The organism is Paenibacillus sp. 01T422 (genome assembly GCF_056398785.1).
Genome location: NZ_JBFTQB010000021.1, coordinates 1 through 19,969, shown reverse-complemented (window position 1 = coordinate 19,969; position 19,969 = coordinate 1). Strand labels below are relative to the sequence as shown.

Below are 19,969 nucleotides of genomic sequence, written 5' to 3'. Positions count from 1 at the left end.
TCACAAAACCAAACAGCGGCAGACCAAGACTTGAAGATAAAGTCTTAGCATGCCGCTGCTGTTTCATTTGTAAGCGAAAACAAAGCTCATCTCATCCTTTTCCAACCGACTCGCCCTTAATCAGACTCACATAAACCCGCTCGTGCTCCACTTTCTCTCCCCCAATCAGCTTGATAAGCTGCTCAGAAGCCAAAGCCCCCCACTTGCGCTTGGAGTAATCGATCGTCGCTAGGCGCGGCTGGGTGTATTGCGTCAGCTCGATGTTGTCGAAACCGATGATGTGGATGTGTTCGCCAATCCGGAAGTCCGTTTTCACCAGCGTGTTGTACAGGCCAATGGCCATTTCATCGTTCAGGCAAAAAACAGCAACTGGCTCTGTATATTCCCGCATGATTTGCTCGGCAGCTCGTTCCCCGGAATCCTTATTGAAATTGCCCTCAATCTCGACATAGATCAGATCGGAATTACGCTCGATGGATTGTTTAGTTGCCTGCAAACGCTGTTTGGAGTCGTAGGAATCCTTCGGCCCTGTTACGACATACAGTTTCCGATGGCCTCTTTCGATTACATATTCGACGGCTAGAGTGGCTCCCGCTTTGTTATCCAGAAGAATATGATTAATGTTCGGATGGTTCAATTCTCGGTCCAGCACAACCAATTTATGTCCGTGGTCTGCCAATTGCAGCAGCTCTTCGCTAGCGAACGAGTGGTCCAGGACGACAGCTCCGTCAATCATCCGCTGTGGCAGCAACCGGTGGGAGTAGGAACCGCTGCAAACGATCAGATCATAACCCCTTTTGTTCAGTACCTCTTTCATCCCCTGCAGAATTTCCCCGTAAAACGCTCCGCTGAAATCAGTCAAATAAACACCGATGATTTTGGAGGCCCGCTTTTTCAACGTTCTTGCCGCGGCATTCGGAACATAGTTCAGCTCGCTGGCTATCTTCAAAATCCTTGCACTCGTTTCCTCCGTTACCTTGGGGTTTCCGTTGAGCGCATAGGATACGGTCGAGATCGAAACGCCCGCTTTTTTGGCCACATCTTTAATGCTGATCACAAAAACCGCTCCTAACATCTACACTTTCGTTTTCTTCTTACTATATCATAAAGGACTTTTTAAAAGGAAAAAGGCGATCCTTAAGATCGCCGATTTTTCTTACAGATACACATCAATCACAGTGGATTCTTCATTTAAAAGAGTGTTCAGATCCTGCGCGCTGATGCGAAGGCCACCCTGGCGATAACGGTTGGCGGTTGCTTCGGCGTTCACTTCTTTCTTGTTAATCGTCACATAACTTGCGGAACGATCTTCTAAGTGATAGATGAACGTCACCCGACGTCCCACTACTTGGAAATCGAACTGCAGACCATCCAATTCTTGCGGAAGCACAGGATCGATAACAAGATCGCCGCCTTCCATGCGAATACCCAGCACGTTAGAGATCAGCTGGTTCATATAGATTCCAGGACCGCTGGAATAAATTCTCCATCCGCCTTTGACCGGTACGGCGCCTTCCTTCAGCTCTCCGAAATGCTCCTGTGCTTCGTAACGCGTGTTGAACTTCCCATCCGAGCTGCTGAAGTAGGAGTTGCTCTGACGCAGTTCCGCATTCGGCACAACACGGCGGATGCCGACCGGATTGATCATCTCGAGTCCCTTCCAGGCTTCATCGGATTTGCCCAATTTGGCCATGGCCTCGACGAAGCGGATGTGAGCGTGGACGTACTGCAGCCCGATCTCTCGGCCGAAGTTCGCTGCTTGCTCAGCCCGTTTGAAGTTCGTGCTGATCCCGCCGACATAGCCCGCAGGACGGTTCATTAACCGGACACCGTCTGGATAATACAGCTCTTTTTTAATGAGATTGTAGTGGGCAATGGCCTGTTCTTCTGTCAAAAGCTCACCGATCATACTGCGCGTCATCGGAAGCAAGCGGTATTGAATCCCCGTCTTGTTATCCGTAGGATGCAGCATCAGCTCCGCTTTGCCTGGCTCCTCCATGTATAGGAAGCCCGGGATAACGTCCGTTCCCAGCATGTAGCGATTGAAATCAGCCTTAATACCTGCTGCCAAATCTCTTAGCTCCGCTGCCATCTCTTCATCGGCTTCACTAAGCGCCGCGGATAATTGGTTGAACACCTGGTAGGTTAATGCAACAGTCCAGCTGCTAACCATATATTTCTTTAACTGCGCATTGGCAGGCTGAAGCGTATCATCCCAATCGCCATCGCCATACGAAGAAAGATGCGTGCCATGAAGGAAATGCTGCTTGATGTAAGCAATCTCCTTTTTGGCGTGATCAAATAGGGTTGCAGGCTCTTCCGTAAATGCGAACACATGTCGCTTCGTATACGGAACTTTCTCCTGGAGAATACCAAAGTCTTTGGTAGCCGCCAAATAATCACTCAACACTTTCAGCGGCCACACGATGATATCGCCATGGCTTTCTTCCTGTTGAATCGCCGCATAGCGGTCAAACATAAACCACTGAGGCCAGTTGCCGTCGTCTTCATATTGATGGGAATAGACGGTTTTGAGAATATCGCGTACTTCACCATATTTTTGTGTAGCAAGGAAGTATTCTGTTGGTCCTTGGCACACATCACGTGTTCCCCAGGCGGCTCCCCCATACTGCTCCAAACCGTGAGGGACGGAGTAGTGGACTAGCATATTGTGCGTATACCACCAGGCAAGCGTATTGACTTTCTCCAGGCTGTCAGCTGCGCCACCGTTCTGCGACAGATGGAACCCATTCATCACACTGGCAAAAAAGTCCCGGTAACGCGTGATCTCAGCGGCAGGATCTACTTCTGTGAAAGGCAGATCTTCATCCCGCAGGAGTCCTTGAATGGTCAGGCTCCATTCGCTGCTATCGCCAAGCTCCATAACAACTGTCGAAGCGRCAAGGGGCTGGATGTTTTGCGCTAACAGAGTTTCATTGCCAACGCTCATATCCGCTCCTGCAACGCGCACTCGGTAGCACAACTGCGGCCAAACCTTCGCGCTGTCGGACTCAGGAGACGCATAGAAGGACAACGTTTGCCCTTCTTGCTTGCAGCTGAATGGCGTTTCGTATTCGTTGTTATTCATCGTGATCTGATTCGTTACGAGGAAACGATAAGTTTTCCCGCTTTGGGAGCGAACTTGCAAATGGATTTCCGGTGTGTCAACGGTAGTCAGGTTCGTGATAACAAGGGTATCGTCCACCATTTTGTAGTACCAGCGCGCATAGTTGAAACCAAGTTCAAACATCGACGGCATAGTGAGCAGTCGGTATTCGCCTTGAACCTCCACGTAAATGCGCTGCCCTGAAGTTTTCATCACATTTAACGCATTCCGTGCATTTGTCAACATTTTGTTGAACGACGTGTTTCCGACAACTACCTGCGAATTGAAAATACCGTACATATATGAAGTGGTCGTCATGACGTCTTCCTTCAGGCGAGCATTATCGCCAGACATGAGGATATGACCATGCGGGCGCTCTACGAGAAGCTCTTTGTCCTTCAGAATAACGTGTTCATGGGTTTCCGTGAAAAAAGACAGCAGCCTTTCGCCAGCAAACTCTTCTTGACGTCTGTTCGGGAAATAACGGGCAATCTCATCTTGGGTCATTGACACGGTGGTCAGCGGGTCACCCAGATTGCCGGAAAAGGTCACTTTATCGAGCTGCTGGTTGAATTCATGGCTTTGAGCATTAGCTTCTTCCCATGCGCGCGTGATGTCAGACTTATATTCAAGACCATTAATGGTCTCTGGATGATCAGGTTTGAACAAGCCGTAGAACACAAAACGTGCGGTTCCGTTCACCTTCACACGTTCGGATTGCAGCGCCGTGAACGCGAATTCGTACTGGTACACTTCGTTCGCCAGCATGCTTTGGGTTAACGCTTCAGGTACGTTTGTTTCCTTGTACGATAAACCGTAGAACTGGAAACCATCCGTCGAATAACCTACTAACTTGGTTAATCCACCTTGCTGCAAGTAGGGGAACGCCCCTTGTTGCGGCATGTTTTGACGAGAGCACACGGCATAGCCGTTTTGACCATTTTCAAAAGCTGCGTGATCGATATATTGTGATAAATAAGCCTCGTTACTGCGGACGGCACCTTTATCTGCAAGACCGACATCCTGCCCATAAACGACGTCAACTTCCGCGTCTTCTCCCTTCACCTGAACTTCCCAGAACCAGATGTCATGTGGTGTCAGATGGAAAGTTAGTTCGTAGTGGAGTCCTTCAGCCGAACCTTGCCAAGATACTTTGGATTCCGAGTACTGCACTTTGCTTACTGAGCGAGCGCCCATCAGCGGTACAATTTTGATTCCATCAGCAGAATACACACGCAAATATAGGTTATTTAGTGATCCATCAACAGGATTAGCAACCCATTGGTTAATCATTATGTTCTTATACATCATTTCGCGAATATCCCCGCTGCTAAGGAAGGAAAATTGCAAATTTCCCGACTTCAGTTGAAAATCCGCCTGTACGGCAGCTGCCATGTTGTTCACTCGCTTTCCTCATGCTGACTTTTTACTTGATCAATTTAAATAAAAGTGCCTGTAAAACATCCCTGCTATTCCCGCCAACGAAAACAGCGAACTCGCCAGCATCACTTGTGTAGGACAAGTCGGAATGATGGTAACGAAGCTGCTCCTCCGTCAATAAGAAAGTGACTTCCTGACCCTCACCCGGTTGCAGCTTTATTTTGCGGAATGCTTTCAATTCTTTTAACGGACGAACCACTTCGCCTGCCAGATCGCGCACATATAGCTGAACGACTTCTTCTCCAGCAACTTTCCCCGTGTTTTCAACCTTCACCGTCACCTTAAGCGTTTGATCGGAAACCATCCGATCGGATGAAATCGAAGCGTCGCTATAAGCGAACGTCGTATAACTCAAGCCATAGCCGAAAGGATACAGCGGTGCATTCGGAATATCTAAGTACTGAGAAACATAACGTACCTGAGCATCAGGAGCTCCCTGTGGACGTCCTGTATTGAAGTTGTTGTAATAGACGGGAACTTGTCCAACGGCAAATGGGAACGACATGGTCAATCTACCCGATGGATTGCTGTCCCCGTACAGAAGGTCCGCGACCGCCGCACCGCCTTCGGTTCCGGGATACCATGCTTCAAGCACGGCATCCACTACGTCGTATACACCGTGAAGATCTAGCGGGCGGCCATTGAACAGTACCGCTACCATCGGCTTGCCAAGGCTGCTCAGCTTGGCAGTCAGCTCAAGCTGAGCATCCGGAAGGCGGATATTAGCTCGGCTGCCTGCTTCTCCGCTCATATCCGAGTGCTCGCCGAGGGCTAACACGATCACATCGGCTTCGCGCGCCACACTTAATGCTTCCTCCAGCTGCTCTGCCGTTAAGCTCTCAATGTTACTGCCTTGAGCCGTAACGATGCGGGACGTTTTGGCTTTCAAGCCGTCATATAGCTGAACGGCATCGTCTTTCGAGCCCAACCACGACCAGGGGCCGAGGATATCTCCGTTTTGAGCAAACGGGCCAATCAAAGCGATATTTTGTTCCTTTTTAAGCGGGAGCACGGACTCATTTTTCAAGAGAACGCAGGACTTCACAGCCAAATCACGTGCTGCCTGACGATGCTCTGCACTCATGACAATCTCACGTTCGCGGTTAACATCAGCACCCCGATGCGGATTATCGAACAATCCCAGCTTCTGTTTCAGCTCCAGGATTCGAAGAACTGCTTCATCGATCAAAGCTTCATCTACTTCCCCGAGTTCAACAAGCTGCTTCAAATGATTCTCATAACAGGTGGTCATCATTTCAATATCAACACCCGCTAGCAGACTTTTGCAGGCTGCTTCTGCTTCGTCGGCCGCTACGCCATGCGGGATCATTTCCTTCACTGCACCCCAGTCAGAGATAACAACACCGTCAAAGCCCCACTCTTTACGAAGCAAATCACGCATTAACCGCTTGTTGCCTGCGGCTGGAATACCGTCTACCGTGTTGAACGCCGTCATAACAAGCTCAGCACCCTCATCCAGTGCCGCTTTATAAGCAGGCAAGTAATATTCCCGCATTTGACGCTCCGACATATCGACCGTATTGTAGTCGCGACCACCTTCGCCCGCCCCATATGCTGCAAAATGTTTCACGCAAGCTGCAAGACGCGTAAGATCATTCTTCAAATCTTTTCCCTGATAGCCGCGGACAAAAGCCCTAGCAAACTCTCCGTTCAGGTAAGGGTCTTCACCTGTCGTTTCCATAACACGTCCCCAACGGGGATCACGCACCAAGTCAACCATCGGTGAGAACGTAACATGTACGCCGGCAGCTGACGCTTCTGCCGCAGCGATTTCCGCGCTTCGTTCAGCCGCTTCCAAATCCCAGGAGCAGCTGATTGCGAGCGGCACAGGGAATATCGTTTTATAGCCGTGGATAATATCCGCCATGACGAGCAGCGGAATTCCCAGACGGTTCTTTTTCATATGAGCTTCTTGGACGCCAATTGTTTCTATTGCACCAGACAGCCCCAACACGGAGCCCGTATTTTTTACAATGTCATCGTTAATCCCCATGGACGCCATTGGGCCAGTAATCTGCCCCTCGGTCCCCGATCCATCGAAGAAAGGAGCGGCCAACTGCAATAGTTGGGATATTTTCTCTTCCAAAGTGAGCTCCTTAAGCAGAGCATTCAATTGTTGATCCGTCATCACGATGCCTCCTTTGGCCTCATTCATTTGATTTCAATCTGGATAAAGGATAGATAGAAACGTTTCGATTCATATTATAAACACTATAAAAAATGACGTCAACCTGTTATGAAAAGCTAATTTAAACATTAAAAACGTTTTTATTGTTTAAAAATAACTAGTTGAAAACGATATCAAGTTGTTTTATAATGACATCGAAACGTTTCTATTCACCGAAATAGAGATTATAAAGTATTTTTTAAAGTAAATCGAAACGTTTCACAGCAATATGCATAGCGTATCGTATTTCTATTATTTAGTAGGGAATCTGATTTTATTCCTGAGAGTATCCGGTTAAAAAATGTATGTATTTAACTAATATTTTCATGAATAACCGTGCACCCTATTAAACAAATGAATAACAACTGGGAGGAAAAGGAAATGCGTAAACAGATTACAACAGTATTGGCCGGGACCTTGTTGGTAGCGGGAGTTCTTACAGGATGTGGCTCTAAGAGCGAAACACCACAAGGCTCTGGAAGTCCAGCAACAGGCGGTTCACAAGTAACACTTAATGTTTGGGGAATGGGCGAAGAGGCGAAATCGCTCCCGAAAATCGCAGAGAAATTCATGCAAGACAATCCAAATATCAAAATCAATGTACAAGCGTTGCCTTGGGACACAGCTCATGACAAACTACTAACAGCTGTTGCTTCCAAGAAAGGACCAGACGTCCTTCAAATGGGTACAACCTGGATTCCGGAGTTCGCCTCCGCCAAAGCCTTGATGGATTTGAAACCGGAACTCAGCAAATATCCTGAATTTGCAGAAACTAACTTCTATCCAGGAGCCGTCAACACAACCAAACAGGGTGAAAGCGTTGTTGGTATTCCTTGGTATATCGATACTCGCGTGCTTTACTATCGTACTGATCTTCTAAAATCCGTTGGTTATAACGAAGCTCCGAAAACTTGGGACGAGCTGTCCGATGCTGCTAAGAAATTGGCTGCACGCGGTAATGGCAATTACGGAATTAGCATCGATGCGAAAGAGCAATCTCTAGCCTTCATGTTCGCACGTCAAAATGGTTCCAAGCTGCTTGATGGCAACAAACCGCTTTTCAACCAACCTGAATTCGTTGGCGCGGTTGAGTACTTGAACAGTTTCTTCAAAAATGGCTCTGCACCGAAAGACCTTGGCATGGACATCGTACCGGCCTTCCAAAAAGGCATTACGCCAATGTTCATCAGCGGGCCTTGGATGATCAAGCTAATTAACGACCAAGCTCCTGATCTCAAGGACAAATGGGCTACAGCTGTACTACCTAAGAAACTAAACAACACATCCTCCTTAGGAGGTTCGGATCTATCCGTCTTCCAATACACAGAGCATAAAGATGAAGCGCTCAAGTTCTTGGCATATATGAGCAAGCCAGAAACACAGCTGGAGTGGCTGAAACTGACGAACACATTGCCAGCAACGAAGAAAGCTTGGGAAGATCCTTCTCTGACGAACGATGCCAATTACAAAGTAATCGGAGAACAAATGAACGCTTCCGAGCCGATGCCACTGATTAAGTCTTGGGAAGAAATCGCTCAAAACGTTCTGAAAACTTTTGAAAATATTTATCGTGGTGGCGCCAACGTTCAAACTGAATTGGATGCTTTCAACAAAAAGTCCGAATCCATCCTTTCCAAATAACCATATTTCTACTCAACAGCTAGCCAGCTCATGTTGGTTAGCTGTTGAGTGCTACAAGCACTTCATCCCTCGGAAAGGAGAGGATTTGTCATGAAGGGATCTGCCGCCAAAAGAGCGCCTTATTTCTTTATTGCTCCAACATTAATTCTATTAACCCTGTTCTCTGTGATACCGATCCTGATTGCCTTGGTGATTAGCTTCACGAACATGGACTTAGCTGGGTTAGCCGATTATTCAAATATCAAGTTCATTGGCCTGCAAAACTATAAGGACGTACTTTCCGACTCGATTTTTATCAAAGCGATCTTCAATACGTTGTTCTACGTTGTGATTGGGGTTCCACTGGTTATCCTCTGTTCACTTGGCGTCGCAGTACTTATTAATTTCGGAACATCACGTATCTTCAAAGTGTTCCGGGTCGTCTATTACCTTCCTTCCGTGACCAACGTTGTTGCCGTCGCTGTCGTTTGGTTCTACCTATACAATCCGTCATTCGGGTTATTAAATTACTTGCTCAAATTGGTTCACCTTGGACCTGTTCCTTGGTTGACACACCCTATCGTTGCGAAAATATCGCTGATATTACTAGCGTTGTGGAGAGCCATTGGCCTCAATATGATTATTTTCATTGCCGGTCTGCAAGGGATTCCGAAATCCAATTATGAAGCAGCGGAGCTAGACGGGGCGACTCGTTTGCAGCAAATGTGGTACATTACGATCCCGATGCTGCGTTTTGCCATCTTTTTCGTCTCGATCACAACGATGATTGGTTGGCTGCAGTTTTTCGAGGAGCCTTTCATTATGACCCAAGGCGGTCCCTTGGACAGCACGACATCCGTTGCACTTTTCATTTATCGCAATGGTTTCCAGTTAAGTCACTTCGGTTATGCAGCAGCTGGATCATTCATCCTGTTCTTCTCCATCATCATCGTGACACTGATTCAATTCCGCTTCCAGAACAAGGATACGGATCTTTAATGAGAAAGGGGGCATAAATCATGTCTGCAAAATCTGCTTCGAGCCAAACAGTAGGTTCGGGATCGAACGATCGGCTGCTCCAGTGGTTAGCCGGCATTGTTCTGACTCTGTTCGGACTCGTGATGCTGTTGCCATTCATTTGGATGGTTTTGTCTACCTTCAAATCGGAGAGCGAAGTGCTGAGCATCCCGCCGACACTGTGGCCGAATGCTTTTACACTTGCTAATGTGAAAAAGCTGTTCGTTAGCATGAATTTCGGTGTCTATCTGGGGAATACACTCAGTATCGTTGTTTTCTCCTTTGTCGGTATGTTTCTAAACGCAATGGCGGGCTTCGGATTTGCCAAATATCATTTCAAAGGGAGCAAAGCTCTCTTCTACATCGTGCTCGCAACCATGATGATCCCCGGACAGGTAACCATGATTCCGGTTTATCTCATCCTTAACGCGATGCATTTGACAAACACCATGATCGGGATTGTCTTGCCAGGGCTTGTCGGCGCATTCGGTATCTTCTTGTTCCGACAATTCATGGTCACCATACCGGACGAATTGCTCGAAGCCGGCCGTATGGAAGGTGCAGGTGAATTCCGTACCTTCCTGCAAATCGTGCTTCCGATCTCGAAGCCGATTCTGTCCGTTCAGGGTATCCTGACATTCATCGCTGGCTGGAACAGCTTCCTCTGGCCGTTAATCATCGCTAACGATGAGAAGCTGTACACCTTATCCGTTGGACTTTCCTTGTTGAAAAGTCAGTCCAACCAAAACTTTGCCCTGCAGATGGCCGGTGCTACCCTGATGGTTGCTCCGATCGTTATCATCTTCATCATTTTCCAAAGGCATATTATTGAGAATTACACGACTTCAGGCATGAAGTAAGTGTCACCTTCACCGAACTGGCGAGCCTCTACTGCGGCTTGCCAGTTTTTTTGTATATGAATCCGCCTAACCCGCCGGCTCTCGCTGATCCCCGGACTTCCACTCACTCCCACTCATGCCCGAACTTCCACCCAATTTCCACTAACTCTCCCGCATACCCAAACTTCCCCCATTTCCGCCGACTCCCACTCATATCCGAACTTCAACCCATTTCCATCAACTCCTGCATACCCGAACTTCCCCCATCACCCCCATCCCCCGAATGGAAACTGGCAATTTTGCTGCTAATTTGTTCATTACGGCAGGTTTCAATCTTACTTGTAATTAACGCCGATTACTCCAGCTAATTTCCTCGTTTAATCCATTTTTGTCCAATTAACTGGAATTTCTACCACTAATTCCTGCAAATTCGGCACATTTCGGGTACCTCCCGACGATTAGCTGGAGTTTCTGCTGTTATTGCATTTCCTGCGACAGAGCGGCGCGGAATAACGGTACTTTTTCCGTCTATTTCTGCTATGGCGGCTTAATGGATCGTTCGTCGGTCCCGATAAAGTGGCACACATCGCTGCGATGATTCTATTAGTTGAGGGTTATCCAAATCTTTTTTAGGAGGATGCAACCTTTTCTTTCAGACAACCGTTTATGATCATGTAAAAGGAAATAAACAAACTATATGAGGTGAATTTCATGAAAAAAATATTCAAAATGATGACTCTATCCGCAGCAACTGCTGTGTTTTCTTTAACTCTTGTAGGACAAAGCTTCGCCGCTACRTCAAGCTTCACGGATTTGGATAAAGTTGCAGCCAAGGACAAAATCATTTCCCTTCAACAAAGCGGTATTGTCTCCGGCATCACGTCTGACTTGTTTGCTCCTCAAGCAGCGATGTCAGAAGCGCAAGGAATTCAACTGCTCGTAAATGCATTCAAGCTCAATCTAGATTTGGTGAGATTCGTAAAAGAGCCAAAAGCAACTGATTATTTTGCTAAGGCTAATAATGATTCTTGGTATGCCAATGCGCTAATCACTGCTGCTGTCAACAATGTTGAGCTTCCAAAAGATTTAGATCCGAATGCAACCTTGACTCGCGAACAGTTCACGCATCAGCTCATTCGTGCTATTGAAACATTTGGTAAGCTGCCACTGATTAATCCAGTAGTTGTTGATATTAGTGACAACGATCAATTGAATGTTGAATATTCAGGCTCAATCCAGCGCGCAATTAATTACGGGGTGATCAAACTCGATGCAGATGGGAAAATGAATCCAAAAGCGCAAATCACTCGTGCTGATGCTGCAGAAGAAATTTTCAACGCCATTGCATACTTAAAAGCTCACCAAGCACCAGCAGCACCGACTGAAGCCCTTTCCGCTACGGAAAGTGTAAAGCTGATCACTGAAACACTTGGACTAGTTGATACTGACATTAAAATCAAAATTGACCCGAACGCCAAAGTGACGCGCGAATCTTTCACAAATCTGCTTATTCAGACGCTTCAATCAAGTGGTAAACTGCCTATGATTAAGGTAGTTCCTGTGGATATTAAAGATAATGACCAAATCGACATCTTAAATTCAGGTGCCATTCAAACAGCGATTGCCATTGGTGCCGTTCAATTAAATRCAGATGGTAAGTTCGATCCGAAAGCTGAAATTACCCGTGCTGATGCAACTGAAATTGCAACTAACGTTGTTGACTATTTGAAATCTCACCAAGTACATTCAGATCCAGGTGCAGCCATTTCCGCAGCAGAAGGCGTGAAACTGATCACTGAAACCCTTGGACTCGTTGGGACAGACATTAACATTAAGATTGACCCGAATTCCAAAGTAACACGTGAATCTTTCACAACTTTGCTCATTCAAACGCTTCAAACAAGCGGTAAACTGCCTATGATTAAAGTAGCTCCTGTGGATATTAAAGATAACGACCAAATCGATATCTTAAATTCAGGTGCTATTCAAACAGCGATCGCCATTGGCGTAGTACACTTAAATGCAGATGGTAAGTTCGATCCGAAAGCTGAGATTACTCGTGTAGATGCAACTGAAATTGCAAAAAATGCCGTTGAAGCTGTCAAAGCGTTACCAAATAATAAATAAGATAACTATTATTGCCCTATTGAAGAGAGAGGACGCGTTCAGCGCCTCTCTCGTTTTTTTTCTACTTTCCCCCAGCGCCWTCTCAACATCGTCTATGAGACTTGTCTTGTCTTGGCAGTTCTTCAAAATTAAAACCCCAAAAGGCTGCCGATCCATTCCTATCGGCAGCCTTCTTATGAAAATCACCCATTATACCAAGACTCCATATACTGGTACAAACGACTAATTTGAAAGCCGAAGAAATGGGTCCATCCTTTTGGGATGGGATACTAGTAAAGGAGAAATCGTATGCGAATTTTTTTAGCGCCATTTACATTGGAAACGGCAACGGCTAAAGTTCGAAAAGCCGAAGATGACTGGAACACTCGTAATCCTCAACTGGTTGCACTCGACTATTCCGAAGATTGCCGTTGGCGGAACCGCGTCGAATTCCCTGTGGGAAGAGCACAAATCATCGAGTTTCTTACGAGAAAGTGGAATAAAGAACTGGATTATCGACTCATTAAGGAACTCTGGTCCTATAACGGCAATCGTATCGCAGTACGTTTCGCTTATGAATGGCATGACGATGGCGGCCAATGGTACCGTTCTTACGGGAATGAGAATTGGGAGTTTAACACCCAAGGATTAAATAAGCGCCGTTACGCTTCCATCAATGATATGCCTATTACCGAAGCAGATCGGAAGTATCACTGGCCATTGGGACGACGTCCGGATAATTATCCGAGCCTCTCCGAATTAGGTCTTTAATTCATACCGAACTACTGTCTGGCTAAAAAATCTCCGGTCACTTGCATCCAGTCCTCGAGCGCGGCGGACAGTCGTTCCATTGGTTCTACGCCAATAGCACGGTTCGATAAATCCGTCGTTTCCCAAGGATCGTCTTGAAGATTGAATAGCTGGACACAGTCCGTTCCCAATCCGGTAATTGGTGATCGGTAGTAACGGATGAGCTTCCACTGCCCATCCATGGCCATCCGCTGCACATCTTTGTATACCGAACATACAACGTCTCGGATGGAATCGTCTTCTTCTGAGACGAACGGCAGCAGGTTAATGCCCTCTATTTCTTCGGGGAGCTCCACCTCGCAAATTGCAGCCACAGTCGGGAAAATATCAATATTACTAGAAAGCCCCCTCAACTGCCTGCCTCGCGGCAATCCTGGTCCAGACATAATTAGCGGAATTCGAATGCTATGTTCATACAGGTTCTGCTTACCCATTAGACCGTGCTGACCCAGAGCTAAACCATGATCTGCGGTACACACAATAAGTGTATTCTCATAAATGCCCTTCTCTTTCAGCGCTCCCACGATACGCCCGATTTCTGCATCCATGTGAGTAATCATGGCATAATAGTCTGCGATGTGCTGACGAATTTCCTCCCCATTCCGAGGTAGGGATGCCAAATTCTCATCACGAACTGACATTTCTCCATTGTCAAAAGGATGTTCCATGAGAAAGTTGGAAGGTAGTGGAATATCATCTCGATGATACATGGAAGCATAAGGTTCTGGCGCTGTTCGCGGATCATGAGGTGCCGTGTATGCCACGTACAGGTAGAAAGGACGCTCTTCATCATACGCTTCAACAAACTCTACGGCAGCATCAGTAAATAATTGCGTCGAGAACGTTTCCTCGATGTACTCCCGCTCCTTGGGATAGACGCCGGATGGGTCGAAGTCTTGGACAGGCACTTTTGTATGCGGACTCATTCCGTAAAAAAACAGCTTGTCACCCCCATCAAAACTTCTGGCGAAGCTCGCTTTGTCGTTATGCCATTTGCCGACCGCATGTGTATAATAACCCGATTCTCGCATCGTTTGCGGCATTAATTTCACATCAGTACGAATGTTTGTAGCGTGCTCACATTTATGCAGTTCCTGCCCGATCATTGTGTGAAAAATAGACTTTCCTGTATTTACGCACGCTCGGCTTGGCGCACACACAGCGCCCGTTAATCCGCCGAAGATATGCGTATTTCGGAACGAGGCACCGTTATTTGCCAGTTCATCTAATACGGGAGTCTGTATGACAGCGTTACCAAAAGCACCTACAGCCTCGTCACGATGATCATCTGAAATAAGAAAAACGACATTCGGTCTTTTTGCCTGCATCAATTAGCACCATCCTTGTCCAAATTAGCCTTTCATTAGCCCTTTCTAAGGGAGATCCCGCATGAGCCAACTAAGTGATTTTCTTCACGATGCACTAACTCCTGCTAGCTTTGCAAACAAAGGGATACCGCATGTCCCCTCATACATATAGAGTCAATATAAGCAATTATTTGCCCACATTTTGCAAAGAAAACGGTTTCACCATGCCCCAAGATAAAGAGAAGATTCATACCGAGCCGTATCGAAGGAGCTCTTTTGCCCATGACCATTCCTAAAAAACTAGGGCTGTTTGCCATTACGTGGCCTTTATTTATTGAATCATCCCTGCAGGTGTTCATGCGGACATCGGATACGTTCATCGTGAGTCATGTGTCGGATGAGGCCGTTGCAGCGGTTGGCGTCAGCAATCAGCTCATCATTTTTTTATTTTTGCTGCTGCAAGTCGTCTCAACCGGTTCGGCTATCGTTATTTCTCAATATTTGGGTGCGAATAAAAGCAGAGATGTCAAGAAATTCGCTGCTGGAGCAATTTCGCTTAATTGCCTATTCGGCCTCCTGATAAGCTTGTGTATCATTTGCTTCAGCAAACAGCTGCTTCAGCCCTTCGGCTTGGAGCCAGGTACACTGGAGCAGGCACGCATATACCTATCTATCGTGGGCGGCTCCCTATTTATTCAAGCCATCAATCTGACCATTGCAGCCATAACGCAGGTGCATGGTTATACAAGATATACAATGACTGTCAGTTTGGGCATTAATCTCATAAATTTGACGGGCAGCATTTTATGTATTTTCGGTCCCTTCGGCTTCCCAAAGCTCGGCATTCCGGGAGTCGCCATCTCGGCCATATTTAGCCAATTCATCGGGCTGATTGTGTATAGCATCATTTTGAAGAAAATCGTTCGATTGAACTTATCTTTCAGTAATTTTTACAAAGCGAGATTCGCAGATCTGAGAAAAATACTGACAATCGGGATCCCAACAGCCGGGAGCTCGCTCGTATATTCGATTAGCCAGCTGATGACGACATATTTTATCACACAGCTGGGCGCTGAGATGCTTTCCACTCGAATTTATACCCAAAATATCATGACATTCATTATCGTGCTCGCCGTTTCCTTAGGTCGTGGGACACAGATTATTATTGGTCGACTGGTAGGCGCTGGTGAAAAGGAGGAGGCTTACAAGCAGCTGTTTCGCAGTTTGCTACTCAGCCTATTGCTGTCACTTACCGCGGTCACACTAACCGTTTTGTTCAGAAAACAGTTGATCGGGATGTTTACAGACAACGTCGAAATCATTACCTTAGGGGCATTTCTACTGACATTTGGTTTCCTACTAGAGCCCATACGCTGTCTGAACATTGTAATAGGAGAAGCCCTTCGGGCTGCGGGTGATGCACGATTCATTCTCCTAATTGGCGTGTGTGTCATACTGGGGCTATGCGTCCCGCTAACGTATTGGATAGGAATCCGTCTGGGGTACGGGCTGGTAGGTATGTGGGGCGTGTTCATTATGGACGAAGGGCTCAGAGGGTTGCTATTATTATTCCGCTGGCGAAGTAGGGCTTGGGAGAAGAAAGTGTTGGTGAGCAGAGAGGAAGCGGGCTAGCTTGAACAAACCAGCCCCTATAAATCTTGTGATAATCGTATCATATCTATCACTTGTATACCGTTCTCAAATATTTCTTCCTCATAGTGTCTAACAAAAAAGTCTCTGTCTATCCCGGTTATTCTAAAACCGCATTTCTGATAAAGCGCAAGCTGCCCAACACTGGAGTTTCCAGTACCCACTTCAATGGTTTTAAATCCGAGTCTCGCGGAAATTTGTATAGCATGCTTCACTAGCTGTTTTCCATAACCTTTGCCTTGATGCCCTTCATCAACTGCTATATTTACTAATTCAACTGTTTCGGGTCTTGTCGGCAGTAAAACGTAGACACCTACTATTTGATCATTCAACAAACCGATAAAGCATTGTCCTCTTTGAAGATAGCCTTCAACAAGCTTTTGTGAGGGACATCAGCCCGTATGATGCTAAGTCGCAGCAAGTTCATTTTAGGAAAAGAAGAAAGGAAGTGCTGATCAGTTGGCATTACATCAACTCCCCGAATCTCCAATCGCTTCACCATTTCCTCTGAATTGGAGCCCGGAAGGCGTATTGCAGTGAAGAGTCCCCCGCTAGCGTGCATGGAGTACAAGGACTCTTGTGGCAGTAATCGCTTTGAAATTTCCCCTAATTTTGTCATGCGATGATTGTACAAGGATTTCATTTGCTTGGCATGATGAGCGTACATCCCCGATTTCATGTAAATCTCCAGTACCCCCTGAGAAAGAACAGAAGTGCTCAGATCGGCCGTATGTTTATGCAATTGGAGCAAAGGAATTAGCGAATCAGGTACAGCTGCCGCAGCAAGCCTTAAACCAGGCAGCATCACTTTGGAAAAGCTTCGGAGATAAATGATATGACTGGCGCCATGATAAGCGCGAATAGGATCTGCTTTAGAGTTTGTTTCCAAATCAGCAAGATAGTCATCCTCAACAATGTAAACGTCGTAGGTTTTGGCGAGTACTCAGTATACACGATTTATTGTACCTATTATAATACGAATCACCATACAAAGATCTATTAGAGGTGATTACGATGAATAAAATAACTAATGGCTGGCTAAACGGGTTCTTAGGCGTGCTTATCTTCAGCGGGTCTCTACCAGCAACTCGTTTGGCTGTAATGGATTTTCAACCTTTGTTTCTCACCGTGTGTCGTGCCGCAATTGCCGGAGTGCTGGCCGGAGCGTTACTCCTCATTTTCAGGCAACAACGGCCTATCAAAGGAGACATTGTTCCTCTATTATTAGTAGCACTCTGCGTAGTCGTAGGGTTCCCCCTGCTGACGGCACTTGCGCTCCAGTATGTCACATCCTCGCATGCCATTATCTACGTTGGGCTTCTGCCACTTTCGACAGCGATCTTCGGTGTACTGCGAGGTGGAGAGCGTCCGCATCCAACATTTTGGATATTATCCGTTATAGGCAGCTCCCTTGTCGTAGGATTCGCGTTAACAAATGGAGCTGCATCTTCGCCTATAGGTGATGGACTCATGCTGGCCTCTATTATTGTGTGTGGTTACGGTTATGCGGAAGGGGCTCGACTTTCACGGAGATTAGGAGGCTGGCAAGTAATCTCTTGGGCGCTCATTATGTCGCTTCCCGTTATGTCCCTGCTCTCATTTCTTTTCATGCCGGCTTCTTGGTCTAGTACTAGTGTTTCGGCGCTTTTGAGCCTAGCTTATGTCTCACTGTTTAGCATGCTCATCGGTTTCGTGTTTTGGTATCGTGGTCTTGCTCAGGGGGGAATTGCAGCGGTCGGGCAGTTACAACTCCTTCAGCCTTTCTTTGGCCTATTGCTATCCATGCTTGTCTTGCACGAGTCTCTTGGCTGGCCAATCTTTATTGTAAATATTGGTGTTGTATTGTGCGTGGCATTCGCACGACGATTTGCATCGAAGTAGTATGAACCGATTCCTATTCTAACTGTATTTGAGGGGCTGCCAACCGGCAGCCCCTCTTGTGTTTAACCATTATTTCCCGTCAGAGTTTGTCAACGCACTTGCCTAATTTCAGGCTCAAAAAAAACACTTGACGATAGATCGGTTTCAATGAGATAGTTAGACAAGCGTCGAATTGATAATTTGAAAGGAGGCAGGGAATGTGATCTAGCTACTCTAAAAATTAAGTAGAGTGCGGGCTCAGACTAGAAATTGAAATAAGATTTATTGTTGAGCTTACGCTATTGAATTTATAAAGATCTCCCAAGCAATTTGCAATATTTTCAACTAACATAATTACATCTAGGAGTGAATACTAATCGTGATTAAATCAAAAGCTTTGATTATTTTAATTCTTGCCTTCGGGATTTTCGGAATCATTAATACGGAAATGGGTGTCATCGGTATTTTGCCTCAACTCGCCCAATATTATGATATCAGCGTTTCAACAGCAGGCCTGCTCGTTAGCCTATTTGCACTTGCTGTTGCAATTGCCGGACCGTTCTTACCGCTTTTATTCTCAGGAGTGAATCGCAAGAAGGCAATGCTCCTTGTTATCGGTATTTTCATCATCGGTAATATCGTTTCCGTATTTGCACCTAATTTTACTGTTGCTTTGATAGCTCGCATTGTCCCTGCATTCTTGCATCCCGTATACTTCTCGCTAGCTTTTACTGCTGCAGCATCTTCAGTCAGCAAGGATCAAGTGCCCAAGGCTATCGGAAAAGTATTTATGGGGGTAACAGCCGGTATGGTAATTGGTATCCCTATAACATCTTTTATTGCTAATGTATCCAATCTTCAACTTGCCTTACTATTCTTCGCAATCGTAAATGCAATTACATTCTTGTCTATTCTCTTTTTCGTTCCTTCAATGCCTGTAAAAGAGAAAATGTCCTACGGTTCCCAAGTGAGAGTCTTGAAAAAACCAGTTCTGTGGATGGCAATCTTCTCAGCAATTTTTATACTCTCCGGCATGTATGCGGCCTACAGCTTCTTTGCTGAGTACCTTGAATCCGTGACAGAAATGACTGGTGGAATGATTAGTCTGATGTTGGTACTTTTCGGATTGACAGGTGTTGCTGGGAATTTGCTCGCTGGTAAATTGATTACTAATCATGCATTGAAAACAGTTGTGGTGTTCCCAATCATTTTTGGAGTCCTTTATCTCATTGTGTACTTGCTAGGAAGCTTCACCGTTCCAATGGTGATTCTGATCGCACTATGGGGTGTCCTGTTCACCTTTGGGCTTAACATTTCTCAATACATGATTACATCCTCTGCACCCGAGGCGCCTGACTTCTCTAATGGGCTGTTTGTAGCTTTCGCCAACTTGGGAGTAACGATTGGAACAATTGTCGGTGGTGCATTCATTTCTGGAATGGGCACTCATAGTGTTATGTGGTCTGCATTGTTGTTCCTGACTCTTGGCTTTGTCGCCGTTCTATTCTTTGCCCCGTTGGCTCGTAGACAACAAGCTAGGGCTAATTAATTCGTATTTGGTACAATGGACAGCTCCGTTAGCAAAAGTTAAAGAGATTCAATTTCTCTTCAGTTTTTGCTACAGCGGAGCTGTTTAGCTATTATAGGCTTGCTGTCAATTTTCTAATCATTAAACAATTATGTTATATTAAAATAAGAAAGCAATGCGCACTGCTACTCAACGTCTTTGAGAGGAGATGAACTACAATGACAGTGCTAACCGATCAACAATTCTCGAGAGTCTCMCGTGCCCTGGCTGAACCGAGACGTTTTCAAATGCTCAAAGAAATTGCAAAATCAAAAGAACCTTTCCCCTGTGGTATCTTTCTTCAAACTCATCCAGTGAGTGCCGCAACGATCTCCCATCACCTTAAGGAGTTAGAGACGGCAGGATTGGTTCACAGTATACGTGAAGGAAAGTTCATGAGTTTAGTTTTCCAACCAGACATTTTAAATGCCTATCTTGAGCAGCTGTCCAGTATATACT

At 46.1% G+C, this 19,969-nt stretch carries 13 protein-coding genes and 2 pseudogenes; 9 read left to right on the top strand and 6 right to left on the bottom strand.

The features are described 5' to 3' along the window. Positions 1-91 precede the first annotated feature (91 nt). The 3 genes from AC1DUA_RS02430 to AC1DUA_RS02420 all read right to left on the bottom strand — a co-directional run bounded on the left by AC1DUA_RS02430 (position 92) and on the right by AC1DUA_RS02420 (position 6,695). Positions 92-1,057 (bottom strand): LacI family DNA-binding transcriptional regulator, encoded by a 966-nt coding sequence (locus tag AC1DUA_RS02430; protein WP_477498212.1) that lies wholly within the window; start codon positions 1,055-1,057, stop codon positions 92-94. A gap of 99 nt (positions 1,058-1,156) precedes the next feature. Then, positions 1,157-4,501 carry a GH36-type glycosyl hydrolase domain-containing protein gene (locus AC1DUA_RS02425; RefSeq protein WP_477498213.1) on the bottom strand — a complete coding sequence of 1,115 codons (3,345 nt, stop codon included), beginning with the start codon at positions 4,499-4,501 and terminating at the stop codon, positions 1,157-1,159. Positions 4,502-4,532: 31 nt separating this feature from the next. Beyond that, positions 4,533-6,695 carry a glycoside hydrolase family 3 N-terminal domain-containing protein gene (locus AC1DUA_RS02420; RefSeq protein ID WP_477498211.1) on the bottom strand — a complete coding sequence of 721 codons (2,163 nt, stop codon included), beginning with the start codon at positions 6,693-6,695 and terminating at the stop codon, positions 4,533-4,535. A gap of 420 nt (positions 6,696-7,115) precedes the next feature. Between AC1DUA_RS02420 and AC1DUA_RS02415 the strand changes: the two genes are divergently transcribed. The 5 genes from AC1DUA_RS02415 to AC1DUA_RS02395 all read left to right on the top strand — a co-directional run bounded on the left by AC1DUA_RS02415 (position 7,116) and on the right by AC1DUA_RS02395 (position 13,087). Next, positions 7,116-8,375, top strand: coding sequence for a sugar ABC transporter substrate-binding protein (locus AC1DUA_RS02415; protein ID WP_477498210.1), 1,260 nt, complete (start codon positions 7,116-7,118; stop codon positions 8,373-8,375). Positions 8,376-8,465: 90 nt separating this feature from the next. Further along, the gene (locus AC1DUA_RS02410; protein WP_477498209.1) at positions 8,466-9,353 is read left to right on the top strand and encodes a carbohydrate ABC transporter permease; all 888 of its coding nucleotides are present in this window, start codon (positions 8,466-8,468) and stop codon (positions 9,351-9,353) included. Positions 9,354-9,373: 20 nt separating this feature from the next. Next, positions 9,374-10,231 (top strand): carbohydrate ABC transporter permease, encoded by an 858-nt coding sequence (locus AC1DUA_RS02405; RefSeq protein ID WP_477498208.1) that lies wholly within the window; start codon positions 9,374-9,376, stop codon positions 10,229-10,231. A 690-nt stretch (positions 10,232-10,921) separates the two neighbouring features. Next, a complete protein-coding gene (locus AC1DUA_RS02400; RefSeq protein WP_477498207.1) occupies positions 10,922-12,337 on the top strand; it encodes an S-layer homology domain-containing protein in 1,416 nt (471 codons plus the stop codon). A 288-nt stretch (positions 12,338-12,625) separates the two neighbouring features. Beyond that, entirely contained in the window at positions 12,626-13,087 is a 462-nt protein-coding gene (locus tag AC1DUA_RS02395) for a nuclear transport factor 2 family protein (protein ID WP_477498206.1), read from the top strand. An 11-nt stretch (positions 13,088-13,098) separates the two neighbouring features. Here AC1DUA_RS02395 and AC1DUA_RS02390 read toward each other — a convergent pair whose 3' ends face one another. Beyond that, entirely contained in the window at positions 13,099-14,454 is a 1,356-nt protein-coding gene (locus AC1DUA_RS02390) for a sulfatase family protein (RefSeq protein WP_477498205.1), read from the bottom strand. Between the two features lie 261 nt (positions 14,455-14,715). Here AC1DUA_RS02390 and AC1DUA_RS02385 point away from each other — a divergent pair, with 261 nt between their 5' ends. Beyond that, positions 14,716-16,065: an MATE family efflux transporter gene (locus AC1DUA_RS02385; RefSeq protein WP_477498204.1), complete on the top strand. Its 1,350-nt coding sequence runs from the start codon at positions 14,716-14,718 to the stop codon at positions 16,063-16,065. A gap of 17 nt (positions 16,066-16,082) precedes the next feature. Here AC1DUA_RS02385 and AC1DUA_RS02380 read toward each other — a convergent pair. Continuing rightward, positions 16,083-16,472: pseudogene (locus AC1DUA_RS02380) on the bottom strand (GNAT family N-acetyltransferase); the annotation flags it as partial. Next, a pseudogene (locus tag AC1DUA_RS02375) lies at positions 16,412-17,008 on the bottom strand (aminotransferase class I/II-fold pyridoxal phosphate-dependent enzyme); the annotation flags it as partial. The pseudogenes AC1DUA_RS02380 and AC1DUA_RS02375, both read right to left, overlap by 61 nt. An 89-nt stretch (positions 17,009-17,097) precedes the next feature. Here AC1DUA_RS02375 and AC1DUA_RS02370 point away from each other — a divergent pair. The 3 genes from AC1DUA_RS02370 to AC1DUA_RS02360 all read left to right on the top strand — a co-directional run. Continuing rightward, the gene (locus tag AC1DUA_RS02370) at positions 17,098-17,964 is read left to right on the top strand and encodes a DMT family transporter (protein WP_477498203.1); all 867 of its coding nucleotides are present in this window, start codon (positions 17,098-17,100) and stop codon (positions 17,962-17,964) included. A gap of 358 nt (positions 17,965-18,322) precedes the next feature. Continuing rightward, positions 18,323-19,492, top strand: coding sequence for an MFS transporter (locus tag AC1DUA_RS02365; protein ID WP_477498202.1), 1,170 nt, complete (start codon positions 18,323-18,325; stop codon positions 19,490-19,492). 197 nt (positions 19,493-19,689) lie between these two features. Next, the coding region (locus AC1DUA_RS02360) for an ArsR/SmtB family transcription factor (protein ID WP_477498201.1) at positions 19,690-19,969 on the top strand (280 nt) is incomplete at its 3' end.

Excerpts from the sequence above, each read along its gene's own strand:
- AC1DUA_RS02420 (WP_477498211.1), bottom strand. The coding sequence starts at position 6,695 with ATGACGGATCAACAATTGAATGCTCTGCTTAAGGAGCTCACTTTGGAA.
- AC1DUA_RS02415 (WP_477498210.1), top strand. The coding sequence starts at position 7,116 with ATGCGTAAACAGATTACAACAGTATTGGCCGGGACCTTGTTGGTAGCG.
- AC1DUA_RS02410 (WP_477498209.1), top strand. The coding sequence starts at position 8,466 with ATGAAGGGATCTGCCGCCAAAAGAGCGCCTTATTTCTTTATTGCTCCA.
- AC1DUA_RS02405 (WP_477498208.1), top strand. The coding sequence starts at position 9,374 with ATGTCTGCAAAATCTGCTTCGAGCCAAACAGTAGGTTCGGGATCGAAC.
- AC1DUA_RS02395 (WP_477498206.1), top strand. The coding sequence starts at position 12,626 with ATGCGAATTTTTTTAGCGCCATTTACATTGGAAACGGCAACGGCTAAA.
- AC1DUA_RS02390 (WP_477498205.1), bottom strand. The coding sequence starts at position 14,454 with ATGCAGGCAAAAAGACCGAATGTCGTTTTTCTTATTTCAGATGATCAT.
- AC1DUA_RS02385 (WP_477498204.1), top strand. The coding sequence starts at position 14,716 with ATGACCATTCCTAAAAAACTAGGGCTGTTTGCCATTACGTGGCCTTTA.
- AC1DUA_RS02370 (WP_477498203.1), top strand. The coding sequence starts at position 17,098 with ATGAATAAAATAACTAATGGCTGGCTAAACGGGTTCTTAGGCGTGCTT.